The following is a 21278-nucleotide window of genomic DNA, read 5'->3' on the forward strand; positions in this document are numbered from 1 at the left end:
TTATGGGAAGTATCCGATTTATTAATTCAATATTGGTGGAAAACGTATAGATTAAATACACATTCCCGCCGCAACGGTTTCATTTGTATTAGGGTTTACCAAAATAAAACTTCCCGTTTGTCGATTGTTGTTAAACTCATCAATCATTAAGGGGCCAGCAGTTTTTATTGTAATACGCGCAATATCATTCATCTGGATATTATTATCATCCGTTAAGCGATTGAGCGTTTCAATATCAATTTTATAAACAATGTCTTTAATCATAGCGGTTTGTTCGTTTGAAGTATGCTGGATTAAAAATTTCGTTCTCGGTTGGTAAGCTTCGTTTCCGAGCCAACAAATCATCGCATTGATTTCTTGGGTTTTTTTAGGTACATTATTTTTACGCACAATCATATTACCACGGCTTACATCTATATCGTCTTCTAAGGTAATTGAAACTGACATCGGCGCGAAAGCCTCATTAATTGATTCTTTTCCTTTATCGATGGATTTAATTTTAGAAGTAAACCCAGATGGCATAACCAACACTTCATCTTGAACTTTGAATCTACCAGACTGAATCCTTCCAGCATAGCCTCGATAATCAATAAATTCTTTGCTTTGTGGTCTAATGACAGTTTGTACAGGAAAACGTGCGTCAATTTTATTGATGTCCGAACCAATATGTAAGGTTTCCAACGTGTGAAGCAGTGGCGCATCTTGATACCAATCCATGTTTTTTGATCGGGTTACAACATTGTCTCCGTTTAATGCGGAAATCGGGATAAAACGTACATCCTTAATCATCATTTTTGAAGCAATGGACTTATACTCCTGAATTATTTCATCAAAGCGTGCTTCGCTATAATCAACGAGATCCATTTTATTGATACATACAATTACGTGTGGAATTTGAAGTAAGGAAGCGATATAGGAATGTCTTCTTGTTTGTTCCAAGACTCCATGTCTTGCATCTATTAGCAATAAAGCCGCATTTGCGGTAGAAGCACCTGTTACCATATTCCGGGTGTATTGAATATGACCAGGCGTATCTGCGATTATAAATTTTCTTTTGGGGGTAGTAAAATAACGGTAGGCAACATCAATGGTAATACCTTGTTCGCGCTCATCTTTTAGGCCGTCCGTAAACATAGCAAGATCCACCTCGTGTTCCCCTTTAATCTGACTTCTTGTTTTAATAGCGTCAAGTTGGTCTTCGAAAATTGATTTTGAATCGTAAAGTAATCGACCGATCAGGGTACTCTTACCATCATCTACACTTCCAGCTGTTGTAAATCGTAATAATTGGTTATTGTCAGTTTCCATTTGAAAAACTATTTGAAAATTGGTGATTTATTATTTAAAAAAGTCGATGTAAATTTTTCAGAGGTTTGGATTTCTAAAAATAACCTTGTTTTTTTCTATCCTCCATGGCGGTTTCAGATCGTTTATCATCAGATCGGTTACCGCGTTCCGTACTTCGCATTGCAGAGACCTCTTCTACAATTTTTTCCAAAGTATCCGCTTCAGACTCTATCCCACCGGTGATGGTAATATCACCAAGTGTTCTAAACCGAATCTTTTTACGTACAACGGCTTCGCTTTCATTTTTTATTAAATATTCAGAATCAGGAATCCAAGAATCATTTCTACGGATAACATCTCTATCATGTGCGAAATAAAGGGAAGGAATAGATATGTTCTCTCTCGCTATATAATTCCACACGTCCATTTCTGTCCAATTTGAAATTGGAAATGCCCGGAAGTGTTCTCCTTCAAAATGTTTTCCATTAAATATATTCCATAATTCGGCTCTTTGATTTTTTGGATCCCATTGCCCAAAATCATCTCTATGCGAGAAAAAACGCTCTTTTGCTCTAGCTTTTTCTTCATCTCTTCTTCCTCCTCCAATGGCGCAATCAATTTTATTATTTTCTATGGCATCTAAAAGCGTTGTAATCTGCAAACTATTTCTTGTGGCAAATTTTCCTTTTTCTTCTTGCACACGGCCCTCATCGATAGAATCTTGAACGGAACCAACGATTAGCTTTGCGCCGAGCGATTTTATTAAGTCATCGCGAAATTGTATGGTTTCAGGGAAGTTATGTCCTGTATCCACGTGCAATAAAGGAAAAGGAACTTTTGCGGGATAAAAAGCTTTTTCTGCCAGATAAGTGAGCAGGATTGAATCCTTTCCCCCAGAAAACATAATTACTGGATTCGTAAATTGAGCTGCTACTTCACGTAAAGCATAAATAGCTTCGGACTCAAGTTCGTCGAGGTAATTTAAATAATGTTTATCCATTGTTATCGTTTTATTCGATTTTCTATAATTTTCACAATTGTTAATACGGCTTCTTGAACGGTCAATTCTTCCGTTTTAATAACAAGATTTGGTTCTTTTGGAACTTCATAAGGCGCATCAATACCTGTAAAGTTTTTAATTTCTCCGCTTCGCGCTTTTGCGTAAAGTCCCTTTACATCACGTTCTTCACAAGTATTTAATGGAGTATCAACAAAAATTTCAAAAAAATCATCCTCCCCTATTATTTGTTTTACAAGCTCTCTATCTTTCTTCATAGGTGAAATAAATGCTCCTATACAAATTAATCCGGCATCGAGCATTAATTTTCCAATTTCAGCAACACGTCTTAAATTTTCATTTCTATCTTCTTCTGAAAAGCCTAAATTATTGTTTATTCCTTTGCGAATATTATCGCCGTCCAAACAGAATGTGTGGTATCCTTTTTCATTGAGACATACATCCAATTGATTAGCAATAGTGGATTTTCCTGAACCAGACAAGCCCGTTAACCATATCATTATAGGCTTTTGTTGTTTTTGTTGCGCCCGCTTTTCATTTGAAATATTATAGGCTTGTTGATGTACGTTTTCAGTCATTTCTTTAAATTAACTTAATCCATAATTTGATTTATACCAGACACGCTCGTGGAGATAATAAAGCACTAGTTTTGTAAACACTTCGAAACCGCCAATTGTCAAGCCGACAGAGGCATCTCCTGTTATCCACCAACTTAAACAGATAGTATCTAAAGTACCAATAAGCCGCCAAGTGATGGTTTTTAAAATATGTCGAACACGGCTTGCCCCTTCTTTAAAAACCCTTAATTTAAACCATACGCGTTCGTGTAAGTAATACAATATCATTTTGGTAAAGAGTTCGGCAAAGCCAATCTGTAAACCGGCTTCTAAATCTCCCGAAACAAGGAAACCAATAGTTATTGTATCTATTGTTCCAACAATTCTCCAAGTAAGAGTTTTGGCGAGATGTCGTTTATTCATCTATAGTATTTATAGCTTTTTTAAATATGTTTCTTATTGATTCTTGAATTATGAAAAAATCAGTTATCTCCGGATTAAATTTTTTAAAAGCGGGATTTCCATAAAGGACAGCCAGCGTTCGTTTTGAATCTCAATTTTACGAAAAACTTAGATATTTGAACAAAAGTAACAACTTTAGCTGACAGGCCACTATCAGACATCTATTAAAATTGCTTCGCTGCTGTATAGTGAGTTGTGAAAATGAAAATTCCAAATAACAATACCGTAGAACGGGTAGATAAATACGAAATAGAAAGCGGCGGTGGGTTATTGATTGGGGATTAGGGAAAAGTGAAAGTAGAAAGTAGAAAGTAGAAAGTAGAAAGTAGAAAAATTAAATATTCCAATAAAAAAGTGGCTCCTCCTGCGCTAAAAAAGCTTGTGCCTCCGCTAGTCTACTACGCCGAAGTGGCAACGAAGGCCGTAAACCTGCCCGTCCGACAGGCGGGGCTCCGGCAACACGCGGTCGGAGGACAAAAGTGGAGGGAGTTGGGAAAACCACAAAAACTAATGTAAAAAAAACTTAGTAGTTTTCATCAATTTCGATTTCGATTTCGATTTTTGTCAGTAGAGGGAAGGAATTCAAAATCTATCAATCTCGATAAACATTTAATTATCTTTGTACAAAACCTAAAAAAAATGATTTTTATAGAAAACGAAGGTAACACCGATCCCAAGTTAAACTTAGCTTTAGAAGAATATGCGTTGCGGAATTTTAGTGCCGAGAACGATTATTTACTTTTTTACATTAATGAACCGTCTATTATTATAGGTCGCAACCAAAATACACTGGAAGAAGTTAACCAACAATATGTTGAAGATAACAACATTCATATTGTGCGACGTGTTTCGGGCGGTGGCGCGGTATATCACGATTTTGGAAACCTTAATTTTAGCTTTATCACGAATCACGATGTAAAAAGTCTAAGCAATTTTAAAAAATTTACCGCACCTGTAATTAAAGTTTTAAACAGTTTAGGTCTAAGTGCCGAGTTAAAAGGTAGAAACGACATCCAAGTGGATGAGAAGAAAATCTCTGGTACGGCCCAGTTTTCTACAGGTAAGCGGATGGTGAGCCATGGCACTTTATTATTGGATACCGATTTAGGAGAAGTGGTAAATGCACTCAACGTAAAGATGAGCAAGATAGAATCCAAAGGCCATAAATCCGTAAGAAGCAGAGTAGCAAATATTTCAGAATTTTTGGAGAAACCTCTAAGTATTGAAGAATTTCGGCAACTTGTATTGGAAGGACTCTATGAGGACAGTGAAGCTTTTGAACGCTATCACTTAACCCCTGAAGAATGGAAAGCAGTCCATCAATTAAAAGAAGAGAAGTATGACACCTGGGAATGGAACTATGGCCGCTCCCCAAAATTTAATATTCAGCGCAGCAAACGTTTCCCAATTGGAGAAATAGATGTTCGGATTTTTGTTGAAAAAGGACATATCACGAATTTTAAAATCTTTGGAGATTTCTTTGGAAAAGAACCTGTGGAAAAACTCGAACAACTTCTTACTGGTTCCCGTTATGAACAGTCTAGTATCTGGGAATTGCTAAAAGATGTTGAGATGAAAGAATACTTTGGGGAAATTCAAAAAGCTGACTTTATTGAATTGGTTTATGGTGAGGATGTTTAGTAGGGAGTGGTCGGTAGACATTAGACGGTAGATGGATAGACGGTAGACGAATTTAAGTAACAAATTCCAAATAAAAGCTGGCAGTGGTCAGTGGTCAGTGGTCAAAAATAAAAAAGTAACAGTAGCCAATAATAGTAAACAGTGGGGATTGGGTAGAAAAACAAAAACCACGGTAAAAATAATTCACCAAAATTCATCGACTTCAACTTCGATCTCGATTTCAATTTCAGTTTTTATCACATCTAAAATCGAACTTCTCTCACCTCCAAGGTTGTGATTTCAAGCAGCCTTGTTTAAAAACTCGAGACTTAAATAAATTATTTCGAAAAAAAAAAAGCCGCAACGGAAATTACGGCTTTTTGAGATTTATATGTAGTTGAAATTATTCAACAATAAATTTTCCTTGCATTAGTGCGTAGTGACCTGGGAAAGTACACATAAAAGTGTATGTTCCTGGCTCACTTGGAGCTTCAAATTCAATAGTATCGCTTTCACCACCACCTAGCATTTTTGTATGAGCAATAAATTTGTCTTTCATATCAGCAGGAATATAATCAGTATCTGCAGCAGTAGCAGAAGCTTGACCTACAGCAGCCATATCGGCATCTTTTGTCAATAGCGCCCAATTATGACCCATAACGGCTTTATCCATTTTACCTACATGCTTTAGAGTAAGTTTTACCTTTTGTCCAGCCTTTACGCGAATCTCGCTTTTGTTGAATTTCATTTGGTCGTTCCCCTCTAGAGTTACGACTGCCTCTTTTGAATCAGAATCGGTGGTAGCTTCTACTGGAGTAGTTTTCTCCTCTACTTGCGTACCAATTTTCATACCCGGTTTTTCCTCTTTCTTGTTCTCGCCACAGCTAACTGCTAAAGCGGCCATAAATACTAAAACTAATTTTTTCATATAATATTGAATTTAGATTGATTTTAAATTAAGGACAAAATTAACTGCTATTTATATGATTACAAAATCAATTACCTTAAACTTCAAGAATATTATGATTTTGCTAACAGTTTTTACGATTTCAGCGGTCAGTTGTCAGTTGTCAGTTGTCAGTTGTCGGTTGTCCATTGTCCATGCCAAAATAGCATTGAGTTTCCCTGCAGTAGTGGCTCACTTTAGTCTTGTTTCCCCTCAAGTCTCGTTTCAGAATTAAATGAAAAGCGCATATTTTGGAACATATAAGTCTCCTGGAAATTCTTGAATTATTTATTTACTAAAACTGAAATACTAGGTTTTTTATTGGCTGCAAAAAAGGTTCGACTATAGTCAATACTGAGAGAAGCCTACTGACCAAGAGAAACTACGTTCAGGGATCAGCTTGAATTGCAAAGAAATGTACAGGAAGTAATTCCAGTGTTAAAAAATTACGATTTTGGAATTAACTCTTTATCCTCCAAAAATACTTCGCCAAGTTTTCTTTTTAGTATTGCCGTAAGTATACCCGTATTTGTTGCCGTATCCAAAATTGGTCATAGACACATTGTTTAATACAAAGCCTATATTTTTAAGTTTGCCATTTTTCTTATTGTCCAACGGATAATTGAGTAAATTCTTTTCTGTGTACCCAGCTCTTAAGGTATAAAGTGTTACATCTGCATATTTATTGATCAATAGTGTATCTGTCACCAGCATCGCGGGAGCAGTATCTACAACTACATAGTCAAATTTTGAGGCTAGTTCATCGAACATATCTCCTGCACGATCCTGCATCCATAGTTCTGCAGGGTTTGGTGGAATGGTTCCTGACACCATTAACCAAAGGTTCTTTTGATTGGTGGCTGGCTGTAGATAGTCATCCGACGCACTATCTGGATAGACCAAATATTCCACAACGCCTTTATTAGTAAAATCACCATCAATATAACGTTGTAGCTGCGGATTTCGAATATCAGCCCCAACAATCACTACTCTTGCCCCACCATTAGCAAGGGTAACAGCGAGGTTGGCTGAAACAAATGTTTTACCCTCTCCTTTTACAGTAGATGTTACAAAAATAATTTTCCCTCTATCCTCACTTTTTACTTTATCCAGTAACAGATATTTTAGATTCGTACTTAAAATTCTAAAGGATTCAGCCAAGACAGAAGTATCGTTTGTTTTTATTAAATCCACTTCTTTCTTACCCAATTCAGGGATCTCTCCAACTATGGAAACATCTCCACCATGGCGCTCCACGTAGGCACGACCTCTTATTTTATCATCTAAAAGTTGGCTTAGATATATTGTAATTGCTGGGAGTAATAATCCAGCAAAAATGGCACCTAAAATTATTACAGATTTTTGAGGAGATATGGGAATGGATTGACTGTATGCCGAATCCACAATTTTGGCTTTTGGAGCCGTTACTGCAAGGGTAATCGCATTCTCTTCCCGCTTTTGAAGTAAATACAAATAAAGTGATTCTTTAATTCCCTGTTGACGGCTTATACTTCTAAATTCTTTCTCTTTTTCAGGTATCTTATGAATCTTTGAGCCGATATTTCCCTGCTCATTATTGATCTCTCTTAAGCTAACTCCAAGGGATCTTTTGGCGTTTACCATACTTTCCAACACATTGTTGCGTACCTCTCCAATCTGTTTGTCTAAACCAACAACCAATGGATTTTTTGTGGTGCTACTCTGTAAGAGACGATTACGATCTATTATTAATTGATTGTACCTATTTACTTCTGTCCCAAAACTCTCTTTCCCCACTCCTAGGTTTGTCGGCAATAAATCCGTTTCTGAACTATTTTTCAAATAATCCATCATGGTATTGACCAAAGCTATTTGGGTCTCAATCTCCATTTGTTGTTTATTGGCAAGATTGGCATTTTGAAGAAAAATCTGACTTTCTGCCTCAATATCTGTAAGACGATTTTCTTCTTTATAATCTACCTTACCGGTTTCAACACTATCAAGTTCGTTGGTTATTATTTCCAATCTGCCCTGAATAAAGTTAGCGGTATTGCGAGATATTAAGTTCCGATCGTTCATAGAGTCTGCATTGTATTGCTCTATAAGTTCATTTAGAATTGCCCTCGCCTTTTCAGGAACGGTAGAGACCATTGTAAGTCTAACCACACTACTTCTATCCGTCATCGATTTAACTTGAATAGCAGCGCGAATGCCTGCCGCAACACCATCCCGACTCCCAATGGATACACGTACTTCTCCAAAATCATCATCTAGTTCAGCTCTCTTTAAGATTTCAACATTTGGAGTAACCATAATAATACCCCATCCTAAATCTATCAAGTCTCCAAAATTATAAACATCACTCTTCTCCTTGACCTTAACTTTTAGACTAAATTGCGTAGTTGATATCGGCTCAATATATAAAGGACCTGAAGGCCTACTCGTCTCTTCTGGCGGGGATACTACCTTTACTTCGAAGGGTTTGTTATTAAACATTTCAGAATCTAAAATACTACCCTCTCTGAAATACGAAACGCTAAGATTAAGTTCATCCACCACCTTTTCACTAAGAGTCTTTGAGCTTAAAACAATCTTTTCATTCTCAAAATCGACTACATTCATCATATCTACCAAGCCCAAATCCTTAAATGCGCCCAATTCTGAAGCAGAAGTGCTGCCTTGGTTTTTTATTAATATGGTGGCCGTAGCACTATAGGTAGAAGGAGTGTACCTAAGATATAAAAGAGCAATCAATAGGGCTATAAAAACAGCGAATAAAAACCAGGGCCACTTTCTTAGATAGACATCAATATGCTCTCGAATGGAAGTTTCTTGGCCTTGATTTGTATTTTGTGGTAGGTTTTGCATTATTTTATTTAATAAAAACTACAATTAAACTAACTAACAACGATACTATACTAAGGATTGTTCTAGTACCTGTTCCAAAAGGACCAGGAGATTGTATTGCGGCGTTATTGGGCTCAACGTATATTAAGTCATTTTGTTGCAGGTAAAAATAATCGCTTTCCATTATCTTAGCATCACGCAGATCCAAATAAGCAAAGTCTTTTTTACCATTATTCTCTCGAAGTACTAACACATTGTCTCGTCTTCCGTACATACTTAAATCCCCAGCTCGACTGATCGCTTCGGTTAAAGTAAGCCGTTCCCCTTGCACCCCAAAAGTACCAGGCCTATTGACGGCTCCAAGAATACTCACTTGGAAGTTTAGAATATTAATGGTAACAATGGGGTCTAAAATATATTCAGAAATTTTTTCGGTTAACTGGTTGCCTAACTCCGCTCTTGTTAGACCTGCTGCTTTTATTTTTCCTAATACTGGGAAATTAATATAACCGTCCGCGCCTGTTAAATAACCTTGGTTTTGGGCTAAAACGCCACCTTGGGACTCCAAAACTAAGTTAAATGGCTTTACCGCTGCGGGATCATAGGCTGATACCGTAATATTCAAAATGTCATTAGGTTTTATCTTAAAATTACTCTGCACACTGTCAAGTTGTGAAAGTACTTCAGGAAGATTCTGAAAATAAATTATTTCTTTTTTAGATACACAGGATCCTAAAAGCAGTAGCAAAAATGCCGTAAAAAGTATCTTAATCGCGGTTCGTATCATCTAAAATAATTTGATGCAAATATAAACTTTTATCCATAGTGTTAAAATAGTAATGATAAAAATACTACTATGTTGTGTGTTTTTCAGTTTTCAGTTCAGAAAGGTGAGTCTTGAGTTATGATTTATGAGGTTTGGTGATATTTATATAAAATATATTTAGAGGCCATTTAACCTTTAATCCAGCGCATTGAACTCAGAATTTTGGCTGACAAATTCAGGTACTAATTGTTTTAGTCTTAAAATGATGTCCGTTTTTTTACCATTGCAATCTGCCATAGCTTCCAATTCATCAATTGCTGTATTGATAATTATATAATCATGAGCCACTGTGCTACAGACCATAATTTTTGGATGGTACGTAGGGAGTGTAGTTTCGCCATCATTCAAAAGTTCCTCATAAAGTTTTTCGCCTTGTCTAAGCCCTACTATTTCAATAGGAACATCAATATAAGGTTTTAAACCGCTCAATTTTATCATTCTTTCAGCAAGATCTAGAATTTTAACGGGTTTTCCCATATCAAAAACGAAGATTTCCCCCCCCTTGCCCATCGTTCCAGCTTGAAGGACCAACTGACAAGCCTCCTCGATAGTCATAAAGTAGCGGATAATATCCTTATGGGTTACCGTTACAGGACCTCCGTTTTTTATTTGTTGTCTAAAAAATGGAATTACAGAACCATTGCTCCCCAATACATTTCCAAAACGTGTTGTTATAAACCTTGTTTTTACATCAGTCGATCGCTGCATAGCTTGTACTAGCATTTCAGCCGCACGTTTAGAGGCACCCATGACGTTGCTGGGATTCACTGCTTTATCTGTAGAAACCATCACAAATCGTTCACAATCATATTTTACAGCTAACTCTGCTAAATTTCGTGTGCCAAGAATATTAGTTCTAATAGCTTCTCTTGGGTGGCGCTCCATCATAGGCACATGTTTATAGGCAGCCGCGTGATACACCACATCAAATTTAAATTTGCTAAAAATCCCTTCCATGCGACCTTTTTTTGTAACATCAGCCAAGTAGATGCGATAGTTGAGCTTAGGAAATTGTTTTTTCAAATACACCTCGATTGTATGTAGCGGGCTTTCGCCATTGTCTAAAACAACAAGTAACTTTGGATTGAAGGCGGCAATTTGACGAACAAGCTCACTGCCAATACTCCCAGCACCTCCAGTAATAAGTATCTTTTTATCCTGTAGATCCTTGGATATGTTTTCCGTATCTATTTCAATCACACTACGATCAAGAAGATCCTCAATTTTAAGAGGAACAATTTTTAATGGTTTATCATCAAAATCATTCCATTGTTCTGGCAGGGAAAGATTATAAACTTCAAGGTCTAATGAAAAACAAGCTTCGGCAATCCAAGAGCGCTCTGCAACTGAAAGCTGATCACTGACAAGTAAGATACCTTCAGCATTAAATTTTTCCTTAATTTTTTGAAGATTTTTCTCTAGATTTTTATCCGTAAAGCATACAGGAAGATTCATGATCTTAAAACTCCTACGCCGCTCCTTTGTTGTCAAAAATGCCACTGGCCTATAGCCTGAAAGGGAGTCGGAAAGAATCGCTTGCGCGAGAGATATTGTTTTATCATCCGTTCCCAAAACTATAACTCTTTTCTTTAAGTTTCCAGAGGCGGCTGCACGAAGAAACCTATAGGTCTCTTTTATAAAAATACGAAATCCCAGCAAAAGAGTTAAGGAAATAAATGAGTAAAGAAGTAAGGTGGTGGAAAGGAATAATTTAACATCGTTATAATAGTAAAATATCATGTTTCCTACCGAAGTAATAACTAAAAAGGTAATCGTGGCTTTGGCAAAACGATAAACGTCTGAAAAGGTACTATGTCTAATTATACCAGAATAGGTACGAAACAATATAAAACACACAAAATGAATCGAAATAAGAATTATAGCCTTTTGATAAATTGATAGATACTGGTTGAAGAAAACCGGCGTTTCATTCAAAATAAACCAAGTTATCAGGAATGACAACGCAGAGATTATCACATCGTTAAGCGCCACAATCCATCTAGGCAAATAGCTCTGTCCCAGAATATTTTTTCTGAAATTACTATACAGTCTAGCAATAACTAAAGTAGATTTATTTGGTCTACCCATTTCGTCTTTCTTTTAAGTACATTGTTACAGCAACTAAAATTCGGTGACGTTCTTCATCGTCCAGATTACTTCCCGAAGGTAAACACAATCCTGTTTCAAAAAGTTTTTCACTAACCCCATTTCCGTAAAATGGAGTTTCATTAAATATTGGTTGCAAATGCATGGGTTTCCACAAGGGTCGTGATTCAATGTTTTCTTTTAACAATGCACTTCGCAGACCATCAGGATTAAAACCAGGCTTTGTAGAAGCAAAGGTTATACAGCTTAACCAATGATTACTATAAAGTTCGTCAGTTGGTTCTACAAAAACATTAATTTCTTCAATATCACTAAAAAGCTTTTGATAAAAAAGATTCATTTTTCGGCGTAAAGCCACATGGGAATCCAGCACTTCCATCTGTCCGCAGCCTATACCCGCACTTATATTGCTTAGCCTATAGTTGTACCCTATTTCAGAATGTTGATAATATGGTGCTTGATCTCGTGCTTGGGTGGCAAGAAAAATAGATTTATTCTTTTGATCTAAATTTTTAGATACTAAAGCCCCACCGCCAGAGGTAGTTATTATTTTGTTTCCATTAAAGGATAAAACTGAAATATCACCGAAGGTTCCGCATTTTTTTCCTTTGTAACTCGATCCCAATGCCTCCGCGCTATCTTCTATAATGGGAATATCGTATTTTTCAGAAATCGTCCTCAATTCTTCTACTTTATACGGCATGCCGTACAGATGCACAGCAACTATAGCTTTTGGTTTTTTTCCCTTTGCCTGTCTATCTAAAATTGCTGTTTCCAAAAGATCCGGACACATATTCCATGTTTCTCGCTCACTATCTATAAATACAGGGGTTGCACCTTGATAAACTATCGGATTTGCCGAAGCCGAGAAGGTCATGCTCTGGCATAGCACTTCATCATCTTTGCCAACGTCCAACAAGATTAGAGCTAAGTGAATGGCCGCGGTACCTGAACTAAGAGCGGATACATGGTTTCCAACTCCCAAATAGTCCTCCAGTGAAATTTCAAATTGAGTCACATTGGGTCCCAAAGGAGCAATCCAATTGGCGTAGAATGCCTTGTTTATATAGTTTATCTCATTGCCTCCCATATGTGGAGATGAGAGATATATTTTCTTTTTCATTAGCACTTAGATAATTGAAAAATCTTTAAATTCCTATCTTGCAAATAATGGCAGAACCGACCAAATGCTTTTAGACTATCTTTCATTCAGGTTAATCAATCAGATTTTCAAAAAAATCCAATTCAGGGAGGGATCAAAGATATGAAATTTATATAAATTTCTACATCTATTGATTACTAGTCATAAACTTTGCTTTTTCTTACTTCTAGGATTCAGAAATCTTTAGAGAAACAAAATTATAATAATCTAAAGAAATACTTTGATGGTTTTTTTGGCACACATTCTTAATATGTGAATATCGTAACCTATGGATCTACGGTGATAATAATCAAGATTCATTGCCACTTTATCTGGAAAAATAACCTTGTTGTTATAATCCATTGGGCTTAGCTGTTGGGCTAAAAGCGTTTCCTCATTATGATATTTTATTGCCGCCATACTACAAAGACCTGGTTTTAGCTGCAATAGCTTTCGAGCTTCTCCTTGCAAGCTGTTGTAATAGCCGGGAATATCAGGTCTTGGCCCTACAAAACTCATCTGTCCAAAAAGAATATTAATCAATTGAGGCAATTCATCGAGTTTGGAGTTTCGTAAAAATCTTCCATAAGTTGAAATTCTTCGGGTTTTTGCATGCACGGTGCGTATTTTGAAAATATTAAATGGTTTTCCGTATTGTCCTATTCGCTTCTGAAAAAAAAGAGGGTAGCTGCCAGAGTCAAGAACAGTGATTAGAATAAAAAGAAGTATAAGCCATCCAAAGACTAACAATCCAATAATAGAAAATGTTAAATCGAAAAGTCTTTTAAACATCATTGGACGTAGCGTATTTAATAAGCCTTGCCGGATTACCAACAACTACTGCAAAATCAGGAACATCTTTAGTCACTACCGCTCCCGCACCAATCATTGCCCATTTTCCAATTTTGATACCTTGTAAAACACACGCTCCTATACCAATGTGGGCTCCTTCACACACCGAAACCTCTCCGGCTAAACTTGAATTAGGTGAAATATGAACAAAATTTCTTAAGACACAATCATGTTCAATTACAGCTGAACTATTTATAATACAATGCTCCCCTATCTTCACACCAGCATTTATTACCGTCTTAGCCATTACAACAGTTCCAACACCTATAGTAGATCTGTTAGAAATACTAGATGATTTATGCATTAAAGCACCATAAACAACATTTAACTTGGAACTTAGGGTCTTGCGTATTTCATTATTTCCAATTGAAACAATCCACTTTTCATCAGTGTGATTGACATCATTCGCAAACTTGATCACTGGTATTTCAAATAGGTTATCGACCCTAGGATTATCATCATAAATACAACGTATTGGTTCGTTTACTGATTCAGCAATATCAATGACAGATTTGCAATGTCCGCTTGCACCATATAAAATCATATTAGTTTCCTTTAAATATTTCGGCCGTAGCCTGACCGTCTTGATTTACACCCTCTTTTTTCAATACTTTTACTACAGTCATAATGAGTATCCTTATGTCCTGCATAAAGCTCTGATTGTTAACATACCAAACATCGTATTTAAACTTTTGTTCCCAAGACACTGTGTTTCTTCCATTCACCTGGGCCCACCCAGTAATTCCAGGCTTTACTTTATGTCTTTGACTTTGAAGTTGGTTGTAAAGTGGCAAATACTGGGGCAGTAAGGGCCGGGGACCTACAAAACTCATATCACCTATTAAAACATTTAACAATTGTGGCAACTCATCCAGAGAAGAAGAACGTACAAAGCGACCAACCGTGGTGAGTCTATCGGCATCAGGCAACAATTGACCATGGACGTCTCTCTTGTCGTTCATTGTCTTAAACTTTATTATTTTAAAAATTCTTTCATTTTTACCTGGTCTTTTTTGAAAGAAAAAAGGTTTGCCATCGTTGACAATTGCTAAGGACAAGGTGACCAAGATAAAAATTGGCGACAAGATCAAAAGGCCTGTAAGTGCGGCAAAAAAATCAAGTATAGGTTTAAACACTTTTCTGTACATTCCTAACTATTCTATTATTTCTATCTAAAACCAAACTGCAAAGCATTTATTCCTCCTTGCGTCACACCATCAAAACCCTACTACTTCCTAATATTTCGATTCTATGATCTATTTTTATGATTAAAAGAATAAAAAAACAATTTATAGAATTGAATCTCAGGTCTTAGCTTTTAGAGGTCAGCATTTTTTCAATCGAAAATTATTCATAATCTTCAAATTTACCATAAGTTACACTACAACTATTATATAGTTCATCAAAAAAGTAAAAGAGTAATAAAGAATCAATAATAGCCCAATTTTTTTATGTTGTCTTGTCAGAATAAACTGCTTTAATAAAGGATAAAGAATAACCAAGCTAATCATAAACCAAGACAGGTAAGCAAATCTATTTGAAAACTGAGCCCGAATTACCAAAATCCAAAATGCATTGGAAAGGATATAGGTATTAAACAACCAAAAATATATTTTGTCATTATAATTTCTTTTAAATATATAAAACCACCCAGCAAATACGGCGGTAGCACTATATAGTAAAAAATCCCATCTAAAGCCAGTGCTCGCAAATTTAACATTATAAATATTTTCTTCAGTCAGATAAGCCGTCCTATCATCAAAACCCAAAGTCCCAAAAAATGACACAAAACTACCTCCAGCGACTAATGAAAGCGGAATGCATAAAATCCATATATTTATTAAAAATTTGGGGTTATTATAAAAATTTGCTAGTAAAAAGGCCGCGGCAGGCAGCATCATAGTTCTATGCACACTGATGGCCAATAAAATAATCAGTATCTGCCAAACTTTTTTCTCACGAGACATTCCCAACAGAAATATAGAACCGGCGATACCATTTCGAATTCCATTTGTTCCAAAAGACCAAAATGCATAAGATGAAATTAAAAATAGGAAGCCGTAAAACCAATAATCCTTAAACCATTTTTTACATACAAAAACCAAGGGTATTATATATAAAGCCTCACATATTAAAAAATAAACACGAGCACTCATAATCCGTGAACTAATCAAAGTAAAGAACTGGAAGAGGATATCATTGCTAGTCGTTATTTGAGCCCCATGAGCATAACGTTCGAACCTAGTATTGTAAGTCAACATATCAATGAAAATTCCACTTATTGGTCTTGTCCCCATATATAAGAGTAGGAATATTAAGTACATCGACCCCATAACCTTCATATACCGAAAATTCTGATCACTGTCTATAGGTTGACTTTGTGAATGGATGAATGTGAATAAAACCAACAGTAATAATAGAATATAATGTAGTTGCACATAATATTCTAATGAAACCCAATCAAACATATTTTGAATTATCTATATTATAAATGGTTTAAGCAATAATTTAGATTTACGTCAAGTGTTAAGAAATCTACTTCTTTCAATTTGTGAGATTCTTTCCTCCTTGCATTGTTCTTAATAAGATACTTTCTATTCTCTTTAGTCACTACACTTAATCATTTCCTTTGATCTTTAATACAACTAATCGTTTGAATTTTAAGAAATATATGATCTGTTTCAGCTCTAATATATCTGGATTACCCTTCCGTATTCTTGAACAAAGATTTGAAAACAAAATATCTTATTGGGACATAATTTCTCCATTAATTTTAAAATATATCCTTTCGAGCTCTTAAAACTGTTTTAATTATTTATATAAAAAATCAAGTGATAAAATATCGATAACTTGTTCAGCAAATATAAAATAATTTCCTCCAAATGATATCAATAAAAAATGGTCTTCTTTGAAAATCAAAAAAGACCATTCTTGCTTATATATTTTCTTATAAACGAAACGTATTTAATTTATTAAAAAGACACGCTTTGTCAAATAAATTTAATCTTCGTAATACCAATCGGCGTGGTTATCCCTTTTACCAAAACTGTAGCTCAAACCAATACCAAAATTGAATAAGCCACCAGTTTTATGCTCGTAACTAGCATCTATAAGATCTCCATTATAGGCATAGTGCTGCTTCAGGTTAGCTTGGAATGCCAAATCTGCAAATACGGTAAAGTTTTTTGAAATTTTAACCTGAGGCATAAGCCCTCCTATAATATTTCCAATATGATCCGTACCTTTGGAACCAGTAGGATTGGCAAACGTAACTCCTGCATCTAAGTGAAACAAAAGTCCAAAAGTTTTTTTGAAATCACCTTTTATATTACCAACTTTCCAGAGATTCGCAACACCACCAATAGTTACGCGATTGAACTTTATATTGCCCGGGTTATCTGAGTTTTCAAATTTAAGAAAGGAGTAATTTGCTCTTATACCATAAGTATCCGAAATCATATACCGAACACCACCTTGAAATTGCTCAAAAGCACCACCATAATCGCCTAATTTAACAAAATCACTTGGAGCCGCAGGGATATGGTAACCAGTTTGTACCTCTATAGACCATGGATTGTATGGACGCTCATAATTTTGGGCAGATACAGCCGCACCAATTAGCAAAAATGCCGTAATCGAAAGTATTTTAATATTCAAGAACTTCATATTGGATAGTTTATTTTTTGATTTTTGATTTTTCTTTAGCTTGTTTTATTAACAAACAAGTGGCAAAAATAAGATTATTTTTTTTGAATACTAATTTTTTCACAACATATATGGCTTCAATTGTAGGAAAAAGATGAAAAACTCTTCCCTAGGATGTATTATACGGAACATTTATATTAATTTTCACCTAGTATTTTCAACTCTTGAACGTGGAGAAATGATTGGAATTACACTCTAAGTGACAAGATAAAAATGTTAGAATAATTAAATGTTAAGTTATGGATCAAATTTAAGAGCGTTTCCAAATTTCAAGAAACAATTCTACTATCAATAATACTGAAACGAATAAGGCTTTTGTTAATGTTTCCCTCCCGTTCATTATCTAAGTAGGGTTTTCACCCATTTAAGCTGGACAATAAATTTGGTTTTTTAGAGATTCAGTGTATAAAACTTAGTCTTTCAAATTTTCCCAATACCATTTTGCGGCTTCGCCAATACCAGAGTCAATAGCGTGTGTGGGTTTATAACCTAAAAGTCTTTCTGCTTTTTCCACAGAGGCAAGGGAGTGAGGAATATCTCCTTTGCGGTTTGGACCGTGTATAATCGCTACTTCTTGGATTTTTTCATCAAAGAAACTCAAGTGTTTTTTGAGCAATTCTGTAAGTTGTACCAATGTAGTTCTATCTCCTACAGCCGTATTGTACACCTGATTTAAGGCATCTTCATTTTCAGTAGTAATTGATAGCAGATTCATCTGCACTACATTATCTATATAGGTGAAATCTCGAGAATAGCTCCCATCACCATTAATTACTGGACTAACGTGATCCATAAATTGCTTTACGAAGAGCGGAATTACAGCTGCATATGCACCATTAGGATCCTGACGTCTTCCGAAAACGTTGAAGTACCGTAAACCAATGGTGTTCAGGCCGTAAGTAGTATTAAATATTTCGGCGTAAAGCTCATTTACATATTTTGTGATCGCATAAGGAGACAAAGGTTTTCCTATCTTGTCTTCTTCTTTAGGTAAAGATTCACTATCGCCATAAGTAGAGCTACTTGCGGCATAAATAAAACGTTTTACACCTTTATCTCTTGCCGCAACTAACATATTTAAAAAACCGCCTACGTTCACATTATTTGAAGTAATTGGGTCATTAATGGAGCGCGGAACCGAACCTAGAGCTGCCTGATGTAACACGAAGTCTTGATTTAAGCAGGCTTGTTGGCAAGTTTTTAAATCGCAAATATCACCCTCTATCAAGGCGAAGTTTTTATGGCTGAGAAAAGGAGCGATATTGTGTTTATGTCCGGTAGCAAAATTATCTAAACAGGTAACATTTGCATTTAAGCTTAAAAGCGCTTCGCAGAGGTTAGAGCCTATAAAGCCGGCTCCACCGGTTACAAGGATATTTTTTTTTGCTAAATTTCTAAATTGTTCTAAATCCATTATTTTCTAGATGTGAGACTTGAGACTTTAGATTTGAGACGTGAGATGTTAAAAATTCACCAGCTACCGTCTAGTTACAGTTTTCCAGAAGCATTCTTCAACACGCCCTTTACGTCATATACTATTGCCGTTTCTTTCTTAAAAGGTTCTAGGTCTAGGTTCAAAAACTCATTATGTGCTACTCCCAAAATGATTCCATCGAACTTGCCATTCTTTAATGAGTCGATAGTTTCTATTCCGTATTCCTTTTTAACTTCCTCAGGCTTTGCCCAAGGATCATATGTAGTCACTTTAATACCGTAATCACAAAGGGATTGCACTACATCAACAATTTTCGTATTTCGTACGTCTGGGCAATTTTCCTTAAAGGTAACCCCTAGCATCAACACTTCTGCCGAACCGATAGCAATTCCTTTTTTAATCATACATTTCACAACTTGTGAGGCTACATATTCACCCATGGAGTCGTTCAATCTTCGACCCGCCAAAATAATTTCGGGATGATAGCCTAGTTCTTGGGCTTTTTGCGCTAAATAATAAGGATCTACACCAATACAATGTCCCCCAACTAATCCTGGTTTAAATGGTAAAAAGTTCCATTTGGTTCCGGCAGCTTTAAGAACTTCATGAGTATCGATTTCAAGAAGATTAAAGATTTTTGCGAGTTCATTCACAAATGCAATATTGATATCGCGCTGCGAATTCTCAATAACTTTAGCAGCTTCTGCTACCTTAATGCTCGGTGCCAAATAAGTTCCTGCTGTGATTACTGAAGCGTATAGCTCATTAATAGCCTTAGCAGATTCTGATGTAGAACCTGCAGTTATTTTAAGTATTTTATCTACGGTATGTTGCTTATCGCCCGGATTGATTCGTTCTGGAGAATAACCCACAAAGAAGCCGGTGTTAAACTTTAAACCACTCTCTTTTTCCAAAACTGGAACACATTCCTCTTCTGTAACTCCTGGGTAAACAGTAGATTCATAAATAACGGTATCGCCTTTTTTCAGAACATGCCCCACAGTTTCGCTTGCCGCGTACAATGGTCTTAAAACTGGCCGGTGATTCTTATCAACAGGCGTTGGAACAGTTACTATAAAGTAGTTGCAACCTTGAATATCCATAAGATCGGTACTGCAAAAGAGACCGTTCTTTATAATTTCTGATTTGCTTTCTATTCCTTCTTCCTCCAATATATTAGCGAGTGCGCCAATGGGATTCGCATTAAGTAACACTTTCTGCAATACTTCATCTTCTACTTCTAGCGTACTATCGTGACCACTTTGGAGCTCTTCCACCCTACTTTTATTGATGTCAAAACCTACAACCGGATATTTTGTAGCGAAGAGACGGGCCAAAGGTAGCCCTACATAGCCTAATCCTATAACGCCAATCTTTATTGCTTTATCGCTACTTGATTCCTGCGACTGATTTTTGGGGGATGATTTAAAAACTTCCATAAGTATTTGTTGTCTTTTGTTAAATCCAGAATTATTGAGTCACAGTATAATATCTATACCAGACTTAAATTTGGTGGCCGCAAAGATAAAAAACCCTATTTGTTAAAATACTAAATTTTGAAGGTTAAATGTTAATTGTTTGTTTCCGACTATGGAGCGCTTCCGCTTATCTCGATTATAATTTCTATTTCACCAACTCCTTCCTCATATAAAAAATTGATATCACATTCCCGAAAGTTCCTTGCCGCAGAGTTTAGCAATCATGCTATTGCTCCAGTGTCTCGCTAAATTTAAAATCAAACTAGATGAATAGGCCGATTTCAGCTATTTCGTTTTCGATTTCGATATGGATTTCGATATAGAACTTTTAATATGGCAATTAATTATCAAATCATTACAAATGAAGTTAATATGCAAAAGTATGAGGGCAACGAATTTTGAGAACCTAAGCATAGTCATAATTGAATATTTTTCTTTTTTATATATTTGCCGATAAAATTGGCCTCTCTAAATAACCTACATGAAAGAAAAACTACTTTCTCTATATCTCTTACTATTTTCTTTCTCCGTCGTTTCCCAAAATGAAGATGCTGCAAAAGCTTTTGATAGTATCTTCTAGTTATGTTTTTTGCTATTATTCCAATTGTTTTATTTTTTTGCAACTTATAACTATCGAAAAAGCAAGGATATATTAAAGGTCGCTGGAAGTTTAACTAATTATATTTCTAAATAGAATCCAAATAATAATAAAACAAGCGATTTAAATATTCCTCAAAAAACAGCCGAGGATATTCTACTGAAGTTAAAAGAGTATAAAGCTTCACACAAATTTTTAGACAAAAACATGTCCTTTTCAAGGTTAGTGTCAGGTTAAAATAGCTACGAAAAGTATTTGCAACAGGTTCTTAGAAACGATAGAAACACTTATATAAATGACAAACGAATCCAATAAAATTGTCAACAAGTTAAAAACAGATCCAAAGTATTTAATCTACAAAAATAAGTTACTTAACAAAAGAAAGCAGCTTTTCTTCGCATAGTAAGTTTTCCGCAGATTT

The 21278-nt window shown here is 35.7% G+C and carries 17 protein-coding genes; 1 reads left to right on the forward strand and 16 read right to left on the reverse strand.

Annotated features, from left to right (window positions below; translation table 11 throughout):
• Positions 1-51: 51 nt before the first annotated feature.
• From G440_RS0116240 to G440_RS0116255, 4 genes are all read right to left on the reverse strand, one after another.
• Positions 52-1308 carry a sulfate adenylyltransferase subunit 1 gene (locus tag G440_RS0116240; RefSeq protein ID WP_026452256.1) on the reverse strand — a complete coding sequence of 419 codons (1257 nt, stop codon included), beginning with the start codon at positions 1306-1308 and terminating at the stop codon, positions 52-54.
• Between the two features lie 73 nt (positions 1309-1381).
• Positions 1382-2287, reverse strand: a complete 906-nt coding sequence (gene cysD / locus G440_RS0116245) for a sulfate adenylyltransferase subunit CysD (protein ID WP_026452257.1) — start codon at positions 2285-2287, stop codon at positions 1382-1384.
• Between the two features lie 2 nt (positions 2288-2289).
• Positions 2290-2883 carry an adenylyl-sulfate kinase gene (gene cysC, locus G440_RS0116250; RefSeq protein WP_026452258.1) on the reverse strand — a complete coding sequence of 198 codons (594 nt, stop codon included), beginning with the start codon at positions 2881-2883 and terminating at the stop codon, positions 2290-2292.
• A gap of 9 nt (positions 2884-2892) precedes the next feature.
• Positions 2893-3285, reverse strand: coding sequence for a DUF2061 domain-containing protein (locus G440_RS0116255; RefSeq protein WP_026452259.1), 393 nt, complete (start codon positions 3283-3285; stop codon positions 2893-2895).
• Positions 3286-3963: 678 nt separating this feature from the next.
• On the opposite strand from G440_RS0116255, the gene lplA reads away from it, so the two are divergent.
• Positions 3964-4965: a lipoate--protein ligase gene (gene lplA, locus G440_RS0116265; RefSeq protein ID WP_026452260.1), complete on the forward strand. Its 1002-nt coding sequence runs from the start codon at positions 3964-3966 to the stop codon at positions 4963-4965.
• 382 nt (positions 4966-5347) lie between these two features.
• On the opposite strand, the gene azu is transcribed toward lplA, so the two are convergent.
• The 12 genes from azu to G440_RS0116330 all read right to left on the reverse strand — a co-directional run bounded on the left by azu (position 5348) and on the right by G440_RS0116330 (position 20220).
• On the reverse strand, positions 5348-5872 hold the full coding sequence (azu, locus tag G440_RS0116270; protein ID WP_026452261.1) for an azurin: 525 nt from the start codon (positions 5870-5872) through the stop codon (positions 5348-5350).
• A 486-nt stretch (positions 5873-6358) separates the two neighbouring features.
• Positions 6359-8737: a GumC family protein gene (locus G440_RS20255; protein WP_034259788.1), complete on the reverse strand. Its 2379-nt coding sequence runs from the start codon at positions 8735-8737 to the stop codon at positions 6359-6361.
• A gap of 4 nt (positions 8738-8741) precedes the next feature.
• A complete protein-coding gene (locus G440_RS0116280) occupies positions 8742-9503 on the reverse strand; it encodes a polysaccharide biosynthesis/export family protein (RefSeq protein WP_026452262.1) in 762 nt (253 codons plus the stop codon).
• A gap of 174 nt (positions 9504-9677) precedes the next feature.
• Positions 9678-11630 (reverse strand): polysaccharide biosynthesis protein, encoded by a 1953-nt coding sequence (locus tag G440_RS0116285; RefSeq protein WP_034259791.1) that lies wholly within the window; start codon positions 11628-11630, stop codon positions 9678-9680.
• A complete protein-coding gene (locus tag G440_RS0116290; protein ID WP_026452264.1) occupies positions 11623-12771 on the reverse strand; it encodes a DegT/DnrJ/EryC1/StrS family aminotransferase in 1149 nt (382 codons plus the stop codon). Before G440_RS0116290 ends, G440_RS0116285 begins: the two co-directional genes overlap by 8 nt.
• Positions 12772-13017: 246 nt before the next feature.
• Positions 13018-13584 carry a sugar transferase gene (locus G440_RS0116295; protein ID WP_342663973.1) on the reverse strand — a complete coding sequence of 189 codons (567 nt, stop codon included), beginning with the start codon at positions 13582-13584 and terminating at the stop codon, positions 13018-13020.
• Positions 13574-14185, reverse strand: a complete 612-nt coding sequence (locus G440_RS0116300; protein WP_026452266.1) for an acetyltransferase — start codon at positions 14183-14185, stop codon at positions 13574-13576. Before G440_RS0116300 ends, G440_RS0116295 begins: the two co-directional genes overlap by 11 nt.
• 1 nt (position 14186) lies before the next feature.
• Complete coding sequence (locus tag G440_RS0116305; protein ID WP_026452267.1) at positions 14187-14789, reverse strand: sugar transferase; 603 nt, start codon at positions 14787-14789, stop codon at positions 14187-14189.
• Between the two features lie 228 nt (positions 14790-15017).
• Positions 15018-16109, reverse strand: a complete 1092-nt coding sequence (locus G440_RS0116310; RefSeq protein WP_026452268.1) for an EpsG family protein — start codon at positions 16107-16109, stop codon at positions 15018-15020.
• Positions 16110-16641: 532 nt separating this feature from the next.
• The gene (locus tag G440_RS0116315) at positions 16642-17307 is read right to left on the reverse strand and encodes a hypothetical protein (RefSeq protein WP_034259793.1); all 666 of its coding nucleotides are present in this window, start codon (positions 17305-17307) and stop codon (positions 16642-16644) included.
• 451 nt (positions 17308-17758) lie between these two features.
• Positions 17759-18760 carry an SDR family oxidoreductase gene (locus tag G440_RS0116325; protein WP_026452270.1) on the reverse strand — a complete coding sequence of 334 codons (1002 nt, stop codon included), beginning with the start codon at positions 18758-18760 and terminating at the stop codon, positions 17759-17761.
• A 74-nt stretch (positions 18761-18834) separates the two neighbouring features.
• Entirely contained in the window at positions 18835-20220 is a 1386-nt protein-coding gene (locus tag G440_RS0116330) for a nucleotide sugar dehydrogenase (RefSeq protein WP_084426853.1), read from the reverse strand.
• Between the last annotated feature and the right edge of the window lie 1058 nt (positions 20221-21278).

It is taken from the genome of Aequorivita capsosiphonis DSM 23843 (assembly GCF_000429125.1).
Taxonomy (GTDB): Bacteria; Bacteroidota; Bacteroidia; order Flavobacteriales; family Flavobacteriaceae; genus Aequorivita; species Aequorivita capsosiphonis.

Bases quoted from the DNA above. Each gene is read 5' to 3' on its own strand.
- G440_RS0116240 (WP_026452256.1), bottom strand. From the start codon at position 1,308: ATGGAAACTGACAATAACCAATTATTACGATTTACAACAGCTGGAAGT.
- cysD (WP_026452257.1), bottom strand. From the start codon at position 2,287: ATGGATAAACATTATTTAAATTACCTCGACGAACTTGAGTCCGAAGCT.
- cysC (WP_026452258.1), bottom strand. From the start codon at position 2,883: ATGACTGAAAACGTACATCAACAAGCCTATAATATTTCAAATGAAAAG.
- G440_RS0116255 (WP_026452259.1), bottom strand. From the start codon at position 3,285: ATGAATAAACGACATCTCGCCAAAACTCTTACTTGGAGAATTGTTGGA.
- lplA (WP_026452260.1), top strand. From the start codon at position 3,964: ATGATTTTTATAGAAAACGAAGGTAACACCGATCCCAAGTTAAACTTA.
- azu (WP_026452261.1), bottom strand. From the start codon at position 5,872: ATGAAAAAATTAGTTTTAGTATTTATGGCCGCTTTAGCAGTTAGCTGT.
- G440_RS20255 (WP_034259788.1), bottom strand. From the start codon at position 8,737: ATGCAAAACCTACCACAAAATACAAATCAAGGCCAAGAAACTTCCATT.
- G440_RS0116280 (WP_026452262.1), bottom strand. From the start codon at position 9,503: ATGATACGAACCGCGATTAAGATACTTTTTACGGCATTTTTGCTACTG.
- G440_RS0116285 (WP_034259791.1), bottom strand. From the start codon at position 11,630: ATGGGTAGACCAAATAAATCTACTTTAGTTATTGCTAGACTGTATAGT.
- G440_RS0116290 (WP_026452264.1), bottom strand. From the start codon at position 12,771: ATGAAAAAGAAAATATATCTCTCATCTCCACATATGGGAGGCAATGAG.
- G440_RS0116295 (WP_342663973.1), bottom strand. From the start codon at position 13,584: ATGATGTTTAAAAGACTTTTCGATTTAACATTTTCTATTATTGGATTG.
- G440_RS0116300 (WP_026452266.1), bottom strand. From the start codon at position 14,185: ATGATTTTATATGGTGCAAGCGGACATTGCAAATCTGTCATTGATATT.
- G440_RS0116305 (WP_026452267.1), bottom strand. From the start codon at position 14,789: ATGTACAGAAAAGTGTTTAAACCTATACTTGATTTTTTTGCCGCACTT.
- G440_RS0116310 (WP_026452268.1), bottom strand. From the start codon at position 16,109: ATGTTTGATTGGGTTTCATTAGAATATTATGTGCAACTACATTATATT.
- G440_RS0116315 (WP_034259793.1), bottom strand. From the start codon at position 17,307: ATGAAGTTCTTGAATATTAAAATACTTTCGATTACGGCATTTTTGCTA.
- G440_RS0116325 (WP_026452270.1), bottom strand. From the start codon at position 18,760: ATGGATTTAGAACAATTTAGAAATTTAGCAAAAAAAAATATCCTTGTA.
- G440_RS0116330 (WP_084426853.1), bottom strand. From the start codon at position 20,220: ATGGAAGTTTTTAAATCATCCCCCAAAAATCAGTCGCAGGAATCAAGT.